The sequence below is a fragment of the Xanthomarina maritima genome, assembly GCF_008084905.1.
In the GTDB taxonomy this organism is placed as follows: domain Bacteria; phylum Bacteroidota; class Bacteroidia; order Flavobacteriales; family Flavobacteriaceae; genus Xanthomarina; species Xanthomarina maritima.
Window position 1 is genome coordinate 162,206 of record NZ_VSFC01000002.1, and the last position, 14,519, is coordinate 176,724.

The window sequence follows — 14,519 nt, forward strand, 5'->3', positions numbered from 1 at the left end:
TATTAAAAATTAAGAACTAAGTTTTAACAAAATTTTATAATTCCAATTTTTAAAAACAATTAACCATATACTTATCTCTTTTATAAGCCTTTGAGATATTTTTTAATGAATATTTCTACTAATTATTGGTTGTAATTATTTAAAACAGAAATTTAAATAATCCATATAACTAAGCCTATACGTAAATATTACTATAATCTAAAAAAACATATTATGAGAACATTCAATCAATTAAAAATCTATTTTCTAACATTACTAACTGTTACGTTTTTTAACTGTAATGATGATGACTCATCTTCTATAGAAGAACAAGGTACTTCAAAAATATCAGTAAGACTTGCAGATAATCCAGGAGATTATGACAATGTATTTGTTGATGTTATTGATGTTATGGTAAAAGTAAATGATGATAGTACAGGAGAAAATGGTTGGCAAAGTGCTGGACCTATTAATGCTGGTATTTATGACTTGTTAGAACTAACTGGTGGTTTAAGTGTATTGTTAGTTAATGAGTTTGAAGTGCCTTCTGGAACCTTAAATCAAATTAGATTGGTTTTAGGTGAAGATAATACAATAGTTATTGATGGAGAGACATTCCCATTAAACACACCTAGTGCTCAACAATCTGGATTAAAAATTAATATCAATGAACAGTTATTCCCAGGTTATACATATGATATTCTCTTAGATTTTAATGTCGATCAATCTATAGTTATTGCTGGCAACTCTGGAAATATTAATTTAAAACCAGTAATTACAGCTAGTACGCAATATACATCAGGTAGTATTCAAGGTGCTGTTACTCCATTCGACTTTCAAATAATGGCTTCTGTAGAAGTAGGTGGAGAACTTATATCTGCTTATACAGATGATAGTGGAGTTTTCTTAATTCATGGTGTTTCAGAAGGAACTTATTCAGTAACTATTACGCCAGATCCTACTTCAGGTTATGGTCCTACAACTGTAGATAATATCCAAGTTGTAAACGGTCAAACTACAGACATTGGTTTAATAGAATTGCAAATGTTACCTCAGGTTGGGGCAATTACAGGTACTGTATTAAACCCAGATGTTATGGCTACGGCATCTATAGATGTTAATGGAACTATGGTTTCTGCAGACACAAATGATTTAGGTGTTTTCATTTTAGAAGATATTCCTGTTGGAATTTATACAGTAACTATTACACCAGATCCTGCTTCAGGTTTATCTGCAACAGAATTCCTAGATGTTGAAGTAGTACAAAATACAACTGTTGACCTAGGAGATATTACTTTAAACTAATAAAAAAGCAAAATATATTTAAATAAATGTTAAAGAGCAGCACTAATAGTGCTGCTCTTTATTTTTTAACCAATTCTTAACAACAAAACAGCAAAAATTTTAACAATTTGCAGGGCTCAATTAAGGATGCTATATTCGAGCCTTTAAAAATTAAAAAATGATGGAAGATACAAGTACAATTGATATTAAGACAATTAACGAGAAAATTGAAAAGGAAAGTGCTTTTGTTGATTTACTTACGTTAGAAATGAACAAAGTAATTGTAGGCCAGAAACACATGGTCGAAAGATTACTAATTGGTTTACTTGGACAAGGACATATTTTATTAGAAGGTGTTCCTGGTCTTGCTAAAACCTTAGCAATTAATACCCTTTCTCAAGCAGTAGATGGAAGTTTTAGTAGAATCCAGTTTACTCCAGATTTATTACCTGCTGATGTAGTAGGAACATTAATCTATAACATGAAGCAAAATGATTTCACTATTAAAAAAGGACCTATTTTTGCAAATTTCGTATTAGCAGATGAGATTAACAGGGCTCCAGCAAAAGTACAATCTGCATTACTTGAAGCTATGCAGGAAAAACAAGTTACTATTGGTGATGAAACCTTTATTCTAGACAAACCATTCTTAGTAATGGCAACTCAAAACCCAGTAGAACAAGAAGGAACTTATCCGTTACCTGAAGCACAGGTTGACCGTTTTATGTTAAAAACTGTGATTGATTATCCTAAAATGGAAGAAGAACAAATGATTGTTCGTGCCAATTTAAAAGGTGCTTTTGAAAAAGTAAATCCTGTTGTTTCCGTTCAACAAATTCTTAATGCTCAAAAAGCTGTTAGAGAAGTATATATGGACGAGAAAATAGAAAAATACATCCTAGATATTGTGTTTGCAACACGTTATCCTGAAAAATATAAACTTGCCGATTTAAAACCATTAATTTCGTTTGGTGCATCGCCTCGTGGAAGTATCAATCTTGCAACTGCTGCAAAATGCTATGCGTTTATTAAACGTCGTGGTTATGTAATTCCAGAAGATGTTCGTGCTGTAGTTCACGATGTACTTCGTCATAGAATTGGAATTACTTACGAAGCTGAAGCTGAAAACATTACTTCCGAAGACATCATCAATAAAATTGTAAACGAAATAGAAGTACCATAGGATTTAAGGTTTGAGAAAGACGAATCACGATTTAAGAAATCGTAAATCAAAAATCTACAATCGAAAATTGAAAGATGGATACTAAAGAATTACTAAAAAAAGTACGAAAAATTGAGATTAAGACACGCCGTTTGTCTGATCATATTTTTGGAGGCGAATATCATTCTACCTTCAAAGGTCGTGGTATGACTTTTTCTGAAGTAAGACAGTATCAATATGGAGACGACGTAAGAAATATCGATTGGAATGTTACGGCTCGTTACAACGAACCACATATAAAAGTTTTTGAAGAAGAACGAGAACTAACCATGATGCTCATGGCAGATGTTTCTGGTTCGGAGTTTTTTGGAACTGAAGCCCAATTTAAAAATGAGATTGTAACAGAAATTGCTGCAACTCTTGCATTTTCGGCTACTCAAAACAACGATAAAATAGGATTAATTCTATTTTCAGATGAAGTTGAACTGTATATTCCTCCAAAAAAAGGTCGTTCTCATGTACTTCGAATTATTAGAGAACTCATCGAATTTAAACCAAAAAGCAAACAAACAAATATTGTTGAAGCTTTAAAATTCTTATCGAATGTCATGAAGAAAAAAGCTATTGTATTTATGCTAAGCGATTTTATTTCAGACGATTATATGCACACCCTTAAAATAGCTGCAAACCGTCACGATGTTACTGGAATTAGAATTTTCGATAAACGTGAAGAGGAAATTCCAAACCTTGGAATGGTTCAAATGCAAGACGAAGAAACTGGAGAATATATGTTAGTCAATACGTCTTCTAAATCTGTAAGACGTAATTACAGTAAATATTATCATGAAAAAGTAGAATATTTTAAAGAAAGTTTTACAAAATCTGGTGCTGGAACTATAGATTGTAGGGTAGATGAAAGCTATGTAAAAAAATTACTTGGATACTTTAAAAGAAGAGCTTAACAGATTATAAATTTATGAATAACGATTTAAGACATAAGATTTTTTCCAATTCGAGCTTTAACTTTAAAGCTTCGAGTCTCTTTTCTATATTCTTTTTTCTCTTTACTTTGTTTTCATATGCTCAAGTAACTTCTACTATAGACTCTACAGAAATTAAAATAGGTGAACAAATTACTTTTAGAGTTGAAGTTGAAGCAGACACTACAGATTTAGTCGTCTTTCCTGAGGGGCAAACATTTTCTCCTTTAGAAATGATTGAATCTTATAAGGTAGATACTACAAAAAAAGATGCTACTTATCAACTAATTAAAAAATATGGTTTAACACAATTTGATTCTGGCAGATATACCATTCCAAGACAAAAAATTCTAGTTGGCGATAAAACATTCTTTACAGATTCATTAAAAGTTTTTGTAAACAACATAGCATTAGATACAACCGAACAAGGTTTATACGACATTAAGCCATTTATTGAAGTAGAAAAAAGTGCAAGCGATTGGTGGAAAACTCTCCTAATTATTTTAATAACAATTAGTATTGTAAGTAGTTTGTTATATTGGTTTGTTTGGCGTAAAAAGCCTTTAACAAAAGAAGAAGAGATTGCTTTACTTCCACCTTATGAACGAGCTAAATTAGCATTGAAAAAACTAGATGAAAGTCATTATTTAGAGCATTCAGAATTAAAAGAATATTATTCAGAATTAACTTTTATTATTAGAAAATATCTAGATGAAAAAGTTTACGATCGTGCACTAGAAAGTACAACCGACGAACTAATCTACAGATTGAATTTACTTAAAGATGGTAATCAAATAGATATTCCAAAAGAAGATATTAAAAATTTAGAGAGTATATTAAAACGTGCCGATTTAGTAAAATTCGCAAAGTCTGCTCCAGATATTGAATTAGCTAAATTAGACAGAAACACAATTGATTTAGAAATAGATCATGTAAAAGAAGCTTTACCAGAACCAACAGAAGAGGAAAAACTTTTAAATCAGCAATACAAAGAAGAACAAGCACGCAAGAAAAAGCGTAAAAAGAAACTAATTACTGGTGTTGCCATTTTAGGGTTACTTATAGCTATTTTTGTTGGATTTGGTTTAAAATATGGATTTTCTTATGTAAAAGACACGCTTATTGGTCACGATAGCAAAGAGCTTCTTGAAGGAGATTGGGTAAGAAGTGAATATGGTGTGCCACCTATTGAAATTTCAACTCCAAAAGTGTTAAAACGTATGACTTTAGATGAATCTAATTCTAAGTCTGCAAGTGTAAACACATTAGCATTCTCTTATGCAACAATTCAAGATGTATTTAGTATTTCGTTAAGTACAACTACATTTCAAAAGCCTGCAGAAGGAGAAGAAAAATCAGAAATTGATCCAATTAAAATTGCTGAAGAAAGCATTACAAAATTAGAAAAAGAAGGAATTACAGATATTTTTGTTAAACAAGAAAAATTTGCAACACCAAATGGTGCAGAAGGATTAAAAACATTTGGGACTTTAAAAATTCCTTCAGGAGCAGAAAATTATACAGAAGCTCATTATGCTTTGCTTCAATTTATTTCAGATAATTCTGAAGTTTTACAGCAAATAATGATTACTTGGGCTATGGATGATACTTATGCAGATAGCATGTCAGAAAGAATTATAAGTTCAATTGAACTTAAAAAAGCAGCACAATAATGTTTGAAGGAATCGAATTTTTAAATAAAGAATTTTTCTGGTTGTTTTTATTACTTCCATTAGCTATAATATGGTATCTATTTAAGTATAAAAAACAAACAGCCGAGCTTAAAATATCAAGTATCAAAGGGTTTAAAATTGGTTCATCTATCATACCAAAATTTAAACATCTTCTTTTTATTTTACGCTTATTAGTATTGGCATTATTAATAACAGCCTTAGCAAGACCTAGAACAGTAGACGTATCTACAAAAACTAAAACAACTAGAGGTATCGATATTGTTATGGCAATAGATGTATCTGCAAGTATGTTGGCAAAAGATTTACGACCAAATAGATTAGAAGCTTTAAAACAAGTGGCTGCTCAATTTATAAAAGAAAGACCAAACGATAGAATTGGGCTAGTTGAATATGCTGGAGAAAGTTACACTAAAACACCTATTACTAGCGATAAAGCAATTGTATTACGTTCTTTAGAAAGTATAAAATACAACACGATAATTGAAGGAGGGACAGCTATTGGAATGGGTTTAGCAACTTCAGTAAACCGTTTAAAAGATAGCAAAGCTAAAAGCAAAATAATCATTCTACTTACAGATGGTGTTAATAATTCTGGATTTATAGATCCTAAAATTGCTAGCGAATTGGCCGTAGAATATGGTATTAAAACATACACCATTGGTTTAGGTACAAATGGTATGGCTTTAACACCAATGAATATTTTACCAAATGGTAATATTCAATATGGTCGAGCTCAAGTTGAAATAGATGAGGAATTACTGAAAGAAATTGCGGAAGTAACTGGAGGAAAATACTTTAGAGCGACTAATAATAAAAAACTAGCTGAGATTTATGAAGAGATAAACAAGCTGGAAAAAACAGAAATTGAAGAGTTTAAATATTATAACTACGAAGAAAAATATAGACCATTAATATTATTAGCTGGCATGTTATTACTCTTTGAGCTGTTATTACGGTTTACAATTTTCAGAAGTTTTGTATAAAAAAGTATTCGTGGAAAACAGATAAAAAAATCCACAAAAAACAAATAAACATTTAATGTATCAATTAGAAGAAAAAATATGGTTTTGGGTTTTAGCGATTATTCCTGTATTAATCCTATTCTTTTTGGTGCTTCAACTTTGGAAACGCCATGCGCAAAAGAAATTTGCAGATATAAAACTATTAAAAAAATTAAGCCCAAACCAATCGCTTTTTAAAGCCATATTAAAACTTGTTGTATTATGTTTGGCAATAGCATCATTAGCAATAGCTTTGGTAAATCCTAAAATTGGAACCAAACTAGAAACCGTTAAACGCGAAGGTGTAGACATAGTTTTTGCAGTTGATGTATCGAAAAGTATGCTAGCTGAAGATATTGCGCCAAACAGATTAGAAAAAGCAAAACAATTAGTTACACAAATTATCAATAATCTAGCAAGCGATCGTGTTGGAATTATTGCTTATGCTGGAAAGGCATTTCCGCAATTACCAATTACAACAGATTATGCTTCGGCAAAAATGTTTCTTCAAAACATGAATACAGACATGTTATCTTCACAAGGAACTGCCATTAACGAAGCAATTGAATTAGCTAAAACTTATTATGATGATGACGAGCAAACCAACCGAGTTTTGATTATAATCTCAGATGGTGAAGACCATAGTGAAGATGCAGCCAAAGTAGCTGAAGAAGCTAGCGAAGAAGGCATAAGAATTTTTACAATTGGTGTTGGTAACGAAAAAGGAGGTCCAATTCCAATTAAGAGAAATGGCATTATTCTAAATTATAAAAAAGATAATAATGGTGAAACTGTTATTACTCGATTAAATGAGGAAACACTTAAATCAATTGCAGAAGAGGCTAATGGAGCCTATATCAATGGAGAGAACACGAATGATGTTGTAGAAAACATTAGAGATATTCTTAATAAAATGGACAAAAAAGAATTTGAAGCTAAACAATTTGCAGATTTTAAAGATCAGTTTCAATGGTTTTTGGCTTTTGCAATAGCCTTTTTATTTATAGATATCTTTTTATTAGAACGAAAAACATCTTGGTTAAAAAAGTTAAATTTATTTAACGAAAATCTATAAATTTTATCAAATTACATCTCGTTTGGTATCCCAAAATTTTATAAAAGCTTTAACTATCAGTCATACAAGTGTTTTATATATTTGAAATTGCTTAAAGAAGAAGATAAGTAAAAAATGAAACAACTATTAATTTACATATTTACTATTATTTCTGTTACTGGATTTTCTCAAGACAAAGACCAAGAAAAGGAACGATTAGAAGCTTTAAAAAAAGCTAATAATTATGTATATGAAGGTAATGAGTTAGCCGTTAACGACGATTTTGTTTCAGCAGAAATGGCATATAGAAAAGCTATTTCTAAACAGCCAACTACTGTTGCAGGTGCCTATAATTTAGGAACTTCTTATTATAATGAAGGTAGCTTTACCGAAGCTTTATATAGACTACAACAAGCCACAAAAAGTGCAACTTCAAAAGAAGAAAAACATAAAGCATTTCATAATATTGGTAATATTTTGATGAAAAATAATCAATGTCAAGAAGCTGTAGATGCTTATAAAGACGCCTTGAGAAATAACCCAACTGACGATGAAACACGTTATAATTTAGCATTAGCTAAAAAATGTGCTGAAGATCAAAAAGATAATCAGGAACAACAAGACGATAATAAAGACGACCAGAATAAAGACCAGGATCAGGATCAAAATCAAGACGAAAACAAAGACAACCAAGATAAACAAAATCAGGAAGAAGGAGATAATAAAGAAGACCAGCAAGACAAAGGTGATCAAGATAAAAAAGATGGAGAAGACGAAAAAGATGATGAAGGAAAACCTAAAGAGGATAAACAAGATCAAGGCAAAGGTGAAGATCAAGAAAAGCAACAACCAAAACCTCAACAAGGACAATTGTCTCCTCAACAAGTAAAAAATTTGTTAGAAGCCATGAACAATCAAGAACAAAAAGTTCAAGAAAAAATGAATGCCGAAAAACAAAAAGGAGTAAAAATTCAAACAGAAAAAGATTGGTAATCTAAACTCGAGAACTCTTATCTGTAAAAATGAAATTATTAAACTATATATCATTAATTCTAATTGTACTTAGTACTAGTATTGCTAGCGCTCAAATATCATTTGAAGCGAAAGTAAGCAAGAAAAAACTTGGTATTAACGAAAGACTACGTGTAGATTTTGAAATGAATCAGGATGGAGATAATTTTAATCCTCCAGATTTTCAAAATTTCACAGTTATTGGTGGTCCAAACCAAGCTGTGAGTACCTCTTGGGTTAATGGGAAACGATCTTATAAAAAAACTTACAGCTATTTTTTGTCTCCAAAACAAAGAGGGACATTCTCAATAAAACAAGCTTCTATAGAAATAGATGGTGACGTTTATAAAACCTCACCAATTACTATTGTTGTTACTGCTGCTGTTAATAATCCAAACGATCCAAATAATCCTGAAACTATCGCAGCAGATAACATTCATTTAGTTGCAGAGGTTTCAAATACAAATCCTTATTTAAACGAAGCCATTACAGTTGTATATAAACTTTACGTATCTCCAGATACTGGGGTTAGTAACTGGAGAGAAAAAGACAATCCTAGGTATAATGATTTTTGGAGCCAGAATATAGATATTAAAGGACTTAAAGTTCAAAATGGAACTTATAAAGGTGAAGATTATAGATTTGTTGTATTACGTAAAACAGTACTTTATCCTCAAAAAACAGGAAAGTTAGAGATTGAACCATTAAGTTTAGATGTTACTATAGAAGTGCCTACAAACAGAAGAGATATTTTTGGTGGAAGGTTAATGACTCAAGGTCATAAAACCATTTCTGCAGGTAGTAGAACTATTAATGTAAAAGAATTGCCTCTAAATGGAAAACCAGCAGATTTTACAGGAGCTGTTGGTGATTTCGAGTTTAATGTTATAACTACTAAAACAGAATTAAATGCTTCAGAATCTTTACAAGCTAGAGTTGAAGTAAAAGGAAACGGAAATTTAAAATTATTTGAATTGCCAAAGTTAACCTTGCCAAGTTCATTAGAAGTTTATGAGCCTGAGCATACAGAAAATGTTTCAACAAATTTAAATGGCATGCAAGGTGGTATCTCAGATAGTTATACTATAGTTCCACAATTTAAAGGGAAATACCCAATTCCAAGTATTTCTTTCTCTTATTTCGACTTAAAAACTGAATCTTATAAACGTATTTCTTCAGGCGAAATAGTAATCAATGTCCTTGAAGGTCCAACTAATACAACTTCTTCAGATAACAATATAGCTTCTGTTAACAATGGAAAACAGCCTGTGGTTGTTAATAACCAGCAATTTGCATTTATAAAAACTAATACTAATTTAACTGCAATAAAACCAAATTACTTTTTTAAGTCAACAGGTTTTTGGACCGGATTATTATTACCTCTTTTAGCAATACCATTAGCATTAATAATTAGAAAGAAAAAACAAGAACGTGATGCAGATGTAGTTGGTAATAAAATTAGAAAAGCTGATAAATTGGCTAAGAAATATTTAAGCGAAGCTAAAAAAGCATTAGGTAAAAAAGAAGCATTCTATGTGGCTTTAGAAAAAGCATTACATAACTATTTAAAAGCTAAATTAAATATAGAAACTAGCGATTTAGCTAAAGATAAAATTGAAAACCTATTAACAAGCAGACAGGTTAACAACATTATTGTATTAGAGTTTATACAAATTTTAAAGAACTGCGAATTAGCTCGTTATACGCCTATTACAAATGTAGAAATGCAGCAAGATTACGATAAAGCAGCTTCAACCATTTCAGCCATAGACAAACAATTTAAATGAAACAGTTAGTTTACATATTTGCATTTTTATTGAGCTTTTCATCTATAGCTCAAAATGGCTCTTTATTCGAACAAGGTAACGCGTTATATAACGAGGGAGATTTCGATCAAGCCATTTTAAAATATGAAGCCATTTTAAATAATGGAGAACACTCTGCAGAATTGTATTTTAATTTAGCAAATGCACATTATAAATTAAATCATATTGCTCCTAGTATTTTTTATTATGAAAAAGCTTTGCAACTTGCTCCTAACGATAGAGAAATACAAAATAATGCAGCATTTGCTCGAAATATGACTATAGACGCTATTGGTTCTGTTCCTGAGGTTGGGTTATCTAACTATATAAAGAACATAACCAATAAATTGAGTTTTGACTCTTGGGCTAAAATTTCTATTATTTTTGTATGCTTATTTGTAGCTCTTTTTCTATTCTATTATTTTGCGTATTCAACCACAAGAAAAAGAGTATCTTTTATAAGCAGTATGGTTTGTGTTGGATTAACATGTATCACAATAGCTTTTGCTTTTCATAAATTTAATTTAGATAAAAAGAATCGTCCAGCTATTGTATTTGCTCAGGAAAGCCAAGTAAAAAGCGAACCAAATTTACGCAGCACTGAAGCTTTTATACTACACGAAGGTACTAAGGTTCAAATTTTAGATACAGTTAATAACTGGAAAAAAATTAAACTTTCAGACGGTAAAACCGGCTGGATTATAAATGATGATTTAAAAGCATTAAGTGATATTTAATATTCAAATAACACGTTAAGAATTTAAAACATTATATTTGCAATCGTATATATTTAAAAAATAAAATGTCAAAAAAAGTAGTTTCTATATGTTTATCAGTAATTTTTTTACTGTTTATAGTTACGCCAACTGTTATTATGATAGTTGATGATTCTATTGACATTTCTATTATATACTCTACTTCCGAAGAAGAAGAAAGAGGACATGAAAAACTTAAAGATGTTTTATATTCAAAAGAAGTTTCAAATGAATCAGATTTGGTATTTACTTCTGCTGAAAATAATTTAGGTTATTGCTTCAAAAAATATCCTAAACCTCATTTAAACCTCATCTCACCTCCTCCTCAAAAGAACATTTAATAAACTCTATTTTAGGTTGTTCAGTCAACCTATGATTATTAAAAAAACAGCTTTTTAATCAACTATATGATTGAAAAAAGTACTAATTATTATATGTTCAAAAACTATTAAAAATGAAAGCACATACTAGAGAAACACAGGCAACAATGACACCAGAAAAGTCATTACATTATTTAAAAGAAGGAAATATTAGATTTCAAAATAATTTAAAAGCAAACAGAAACTTATTAGAACAAGTTAACGATACCAGTGATGGACAATTTCCATTTGCTACTATTTTAAGTTGCATTGATTCTAGAGTTTCAGCAGAATTGGTTTTTGACCAAGGATTAGGCGATATTTTTAGTGTTCGTATTGCAGGAAATTTTGTAAACCAAGATATTTTAGGAAGTATGGAGTTTGCTTGTAAACTTGCTGGCACAAAACTTATTGTGGTGTTAGGTCACACAAGTTGTGGTGCTGTAAAAGGTGCTTGCGATGATGCTAAACTTGGTAACTTAACAGGTATGTTAGCAAAAATTAAACCAGCAGTAAAAGCTGTAACAGAGCCTCAGGACAAAAATTTAAGAAACTCTTCTAACCTTGACTTTGTAGATCATGTATCTGAGAAAAACGTGCAACTAACTATTGAAAGAATTATTGAAGAAAGTGATGTTTTAGCTGATATGCAAAACAATGGAGAAATTATGATTGTTGGAGCTATGTATGATATAAATACAGGAGCAGTAACTTTTTATGAGTAATATTTTCTTTAACTTAAAATTAAACTAACATTTATGAAAAACTTATTCTCAAATATTAAAGGTGATGCCTTTGGAGGAATTACTGCTGGTATTGTGGCTTTACCATTAGCACTTGCCTTTGGTGTATCCTCAGGGTTAGGTCCTACAGCCGGACTTTATGGAGCTATTTTTATTAGCTTTTTTGCAGCACTTTTTGGTGGAACTAACACACAAATATCTGGACCTACTGCTCCTATGACTGCTGTTAGTATGGTTGTAATAGCTGGCATTATTGCAACTAACGATGGAGATGTTAATAAAGCTTTGCCTGTAATATTAACTGTTTTCTTATTAGCTGGACTTATGCAAGTAGGTCTTGGTGTACTCGGTCTAGGTAAATATATAAGATATATTCCATACCCTGTAGTTTCTGGTTTTATGACAGCAATTGGAGTTATAATATTATTAACTCAAGTGTTACCTTCATTAGGTTACTACCCAAAAGAAGATGCAGAATATGTAAACCAATTTAAACCTCAAGCCGAAGAGGTTATTTTAGAAAATATCTTAAAAGAAGAAGCTGGTGAAGGTATTCTAGTATTGGAAGATTTTCAAGAAACTATTTCTAGAGCTGGAGAAATTTCACAAGAAGCTATTTTAAAAGAATCTCAAACGCTTGCTGCAAAAGAAGCTTCTGGAGCATTAGGTGCTATAAAAGCAATGCCTAGAGCTCTTCAAAATATTAATTGGTTAGAACTTATTTTGGCTTTAGGAACTATTTTTATTATTTATGGTTTTAAACGCATTACAAAAGCTGTACCAAGCACATTAGTCGCATTAATAGTTATGTCTGGAATAGCCGTTGGTTTTGGCCTAGATTATAGACCTATTGAAGAAATTCCAAGTGGACTTCCAATACCTAATCTAGAAATATTTACTAGCTTTAATTTAAATAGCATTATGCCATATATTTTTACGGCATTAACTTTAGCTCTATTAGGTGCAATAGATTCTTTACTAACAAGTGTTGTTGCCGACAATATGACTAAAACAAAACACAAACCTAATAAAGAATTAGTTGGTCAAGGAATTGGTAATAGTATTGCTGCCGTTTTTGGAGGTATTCCTGGAGCAGGAGCAACAATTAGAACCGTAGTAAACATTACTTCTGGAGGGAAAACAAAACTTTCTGGAATGATAGCAGGTGTTATGTTATTAATAATCTTATTAGGGCTTGGACCAGTTGCATCAAAAATTCCAGCAGCTGTTTTAGCAGGAATTTTAATAACTGTAGGTATTGGTGTAATGGATTATAAAGGTCTTAAAGCTATTCCAAGTTTACCAAGAGATATTAAAATAGGACCATTTAAATTAAGTTCAGAAGTTATGATAATGCTAATTGTATTACTGCTTTCTACTTTTTGGAACCTTGTTTATGCTGTAGGAATTGGTTTAGTTATTGCATCCTTAATGTTTATGAAATTAATTGGCGATTTAACAGCTGAACGAAGTGATGTGAAGCCTCTTAAAGAAGAAGCTTGGAAAGATGAAACAAATTTCCCAGAACGTTTAAAAGAAGAGGTTTTTATCAAACATTTAAAAGGACCTTTGTTCTTTGGTTCAACTAGCGAATTTCAACAACTTACTGCACAAATTCCAGATACAGCCTCGTATGTTATTATGCGTTTAGGACGTATGCAATATATGGATCAATCTGGACTATATGCAATGGAAGACATGTTATTAGATTTGAAAAAGAGAAATATAGATGTTGTTTTTGTTGGTCTTTTAAAACAACCAAGATATATGATGGAACGTATTGATATTATTCCTGACTTCATTCCAGAAGAGCAGATTTTTACAACATTTAAAGACTGTGTGAAATGGATTAAAGAACACGTTAAGGATAAACATTAAAGAAGGTTAGAAGTTATAAAAAGCCACTCATCCTTTATATTAATTTAGGAATGGAGTGGCTTTTTTAGTTGCTAAACTTCTTATATTTTGTTTACTTTTTCTATTTCAATACTTATATAATTAATAATAGTATCTTTAAAAAAACTAACACTAACACTTCAAAATTAAGTTTATGAGTGATTTTTATAAAAGTTTATTAGAAAACAACAAAAAATGGGTTGCCGATAAATTAAAATTAGACGATAACTATTTTCTTGATTTATCTAAAGGTCAAACCCCTCCACTATTATGGATTGGTTGTGCAGATAGTAGAGTACCTGCAAATGAAATTATTGGAGCAAAACCAGGAGAAGTTTTTGTTCATAGAAACATAGCAAACATGGTTTTGCATACAGATATGAATATGTTAAGCGTGCTTGATTATGCTGTTAATGTCCTAAAAGTAAAACACATTATAGTTTGTGGTCATTATGGCTGTGGTGGTGTTAAAGCTGCCATGGGAAATGATTCTATAGGACTAATTGATAACTGGGTTCGACACATTAAAGATGTTTATAGACTTCATAAAAATGAATTAGATGCTATAGAAAACGAAACTGAACGCTTCAATAAATTTGTTGATTTCAATGTTATAGAACAAGTGTTCGATCTTTCTAAAACATCTATTGTTCAATCTGCATGGAAAAATGGACAAGAACTTAGCTTACATGGTTGGGTTTACGCTTTAACCTCTGGAGTGGTAAAAGATTTAGGTGTAAACATTAGTAACGATTCTGAATTAGACGACGTTTATCAACTTAATTTTTAAAATAAT

General features: G+C 30.9%; 13 protein-coding genes. All 13 read left to right on the forward strand.

Annotated elements, in window-relative coordinates; all coding sequences use genetic code 11:
• Nucleotides 1–213: 213 nt before the first annotated feature.
• The 13 genes from FVF61_RS00740 to can all read left to right on the forward strand — a co-directional run bounded on the left by FVF61_RS00740 (nucleotide 214) and on the right by can (nucleotide 14,513).
• Nucleotides 214–1,284, forward strand: coding sequence for a DUF4382 domain-containing protein (locus FVF61_RS00740; protein WP_148452228.1), 1,071 nt, complete (start codon nucleotides 214–216; stop codon nucleotides 1,282–1,284).
• 160 nt (nucleotides 1,285–1,444) lie between these two features.
• Complete coding sequence (locus FVF61_RS00745) at nucleotides 1,445–2,446, forward strand: AAA family ATPase (RefSeq protein WP_148452321.1); 1,002 nt, start codon at nucleotides 1,445–1,447, stop codon at nucleotides 2,444–2,446.
• Nucleotides 2,447–2,520: 74 nt separating this feature from the next.
• The gene (locus FVF61_RS00750; RefSeq protein WP_148452231.1) at nucleotides 2,521–3,387 is read left to right on the forward strand and encodes a DUF58 domain-containing protein; all 867 of its coding nucleotides are present in this window, start codon (nucleotides 2,521–2,523) and stop codon (nucleotides 3,385–3,387) included.
• Between the two features lie 14 nt (nucleotides 3,388–3,401).
• The gene (locus tag FVF61_RS00755; protein WP_148452233.1) at nucleotides 3,402–5,078 is read left to right on the forward strand and encodes a BatD family protein; all 1,677 of its coding nucleotides are present in this window, start codon (nucleotides 3,402–3,404) and stop codon (nucleotides 5,076–5,078) included.
• Nucleotides 5,078–6,082: a vWA domain-containing protein gene (locus tag FVF61_RS00760; protein ID WP_148452235.1), complete on the forward strand. Its 1,005-nt coding sequence runs from the start codon at nucleotides 5,078–5,080 to the stop codon at nucleotides 6,080–6,082. Before FVF61_RS00755 ends, FVF61_RS00760 begins: the two co-directional genes overlap by 1 nt.
• 55 nt (nucleotides 6,083–6,137) lie before the next feature.
• Nucleotides 6,138–7,175 carry a vWA domain-containing protein gene (locus tag FVF61_RS00765; RefSeq protein WP_148452237.1) on the forward strand — a complete coding sequence of 346 codons (1,038 nt, stop codon included), beginning with the start codon at nucleotides 6,138–6,140 and terminating at the stop codon, nucleotides 7,173–7,175.
• Nucleotides 7,176–7,289: 114 nt separating this feature from the next.
• Nucleotides 7,290–8,147, forward strand: coding sequence for a tetratricopeptide repeat protein (locus tag FVF61_RS00770; RefSeq protein WP_148452238.1), 858 nt, complete (start codon nucleotides 7,290–7,292; stop codon nucleotides 8,145–8,147).
• Nucleotides 8,148–8,176: 29 nt separating this feature from the next.
• Nucleotides 8,177–9,952: a BatD family protein gene (locus tag FVF61_RS00775; protein ID WP_148452240.1), complete on the forward strand. Its 1,776-nt coding sequence runs from the start codon at nucleotides 8,177–8,179 to the stop codon at nucleotides 9,950–9,952.
• On the forward strand, nucleotides 9,949–10,707 hold the full coding sequence (locus FVF61_RS00780; protein WP_148452242.1) for an SH3 domain-containing protein: 759 nt from the start codon (nucleotides 9,949–9,951) through the stop codon (nucleotides 10,705–10,707). Before FVF61_RS00775 ends, FVF61_RS00780 begins: the two co-directional genes overlap by 4 nt.
• A gap of 65 nt (nucleotides 10,708–10,772) precedes the next feature.
• The gene (locus tag FVF61_RS00785) at nucleotides 10,773–11,066 is read left to right on the forward strand and encodes a hypothetical protein (protein WP_148452244.1); all 294 of its coding nucleotides are present in this window, start codon (nucleotides 10,773–10,775) and stop codon (nucleotides 11,064–11,066) included.
• 113 nt (nucleotides 11,067–11,179) lie between these two features.
• Entirely contained in the window at nucleotides 11,180–11,809 is a 630-nt protein-coding gene (locus FVF61_RS00790; RefSeq protein WP_148452246.1) for a carbonic anhydrase family protein, read from the forward strand.
• A 33-nt stretch (nucleotides 11,810–11,842) separates the two neighbouring features.
• Nucleotides 11,843–13,705, forward strand: coding sequence for a SulP family inorganic anion transporter (locus tag FVF61_RS00795; protein ID WP_199757240.1), 1,863 nt, complete (start codon nucleotides 11,843–11,845; stop codon nucleotides 13,703–13,705).
• A 172-nt stretch (nucleotides 13,706–13,877) separates the two neighbouring features.
• Nucleotides 13,878–14,513 (forward strand): carbonate dehydratase, encoded by a 636-nt coding sequence (gene can / locus FVF61_RS00800; protein WP_148452250.1) that lies wholly within the window; start codon nucleotides 13,878–13,880, stop codon nucleotides 14,511–14,513.
• Nucleotides 14,514–14,519: the final 6 nt, after the last annotated feature.

Excerpts from the sequence above, each read along its gene's own strand:
- FVF61_RS00740 (WP_148452228.1), top strand. The coding sequence starts at position 214 with ATGAGAACATTCAATCAATTAAAAATCTATTTTCTAACATTACTAACT.
- FVF61_RS00745 (WP_148452321.1), top strand. The coding sequence starts at position 1,445 with ATGGAAGATACAAGTACAATTGATATTAAGACAATTAACGAGAAAATT.
- FVF61_RS00750 (WP_148452231.1), top strand. The coding sequence starts at position 2,521 with ATGGATACTAAAGAATTACTAAAAAAAGTACGAAAAATTGAGATTAAG.
- FVF61_RS00755 (WP_148452233.1), top strand. The coding sequence starts at position 3,402 with ATGAATAACGATTTAAGACATAAGATTTTTTCCAATTCGAGCTTTAAC.
- FVF61_RS00760 (WP_148452235.1), top strand. The coding sequence starts at position 5,078 with ATGTTTGAAGGAATCGAATTTTTAAATAAAGAATTTTTCTGGTTGTTT.
- FVF61_RS00765 (WP_148452237.1), top strand. The coding sequence starts at position 6,138 with ATGTATCAATTAGAAGAAAAAATATGGTTTTGGGTTTTAGCGATTATT.
- FVF61_RS00770 (WP_148452238.1), top strand. The coding sequence starts at position 7,290 with ATGAAACAACTATTAATTTACATATTTACTATTATTTCTGTTACTGGA.
- FVF61_RS00775 (WP_148452240.1), top strand. The coding sequence starts at position 8,177 with ATGAAATTATTAAACTATATATCATTAATTCTAATTGTACTTAGTACT.
- FVF61_RS00780 (WP_148452242.1), top strand. The coding sequence starts at position 9,949 with ATGAAACAGTTAGTTTACATATTTGCATTTTTATTGAGCTTTTCATCT.
- FVF61_RS00785 (WP_148452244.1), top strand. The coding sequence starts at position 10,773 with ATGTCAAAAAAAGTAGTTTCTATATGTTTATCAGTAATTTTTTTACTG.
- FVF61_RS00790 (WP_148452246.1), top strand. The coding sequence starts at position 11,180 with ATGAAAGCACATACTAGAGAAACACAGGCAACAATGACACCAGAAAAG.
- FVF61_RS00795 (WP_199757240.1), top strand. The coding sequence starts at position 11,843 with ATGAAAAACTTATTCTCAAATATTAAAGGTGATGCCTTTGGAGGAATT.
- can (WP_148452250.1), top strand. The coding sequence starts at position 13,878 with ATGAGTGATTTTTATAAAAGTTTATTAGAAAACAACAAAAAATGGGTT.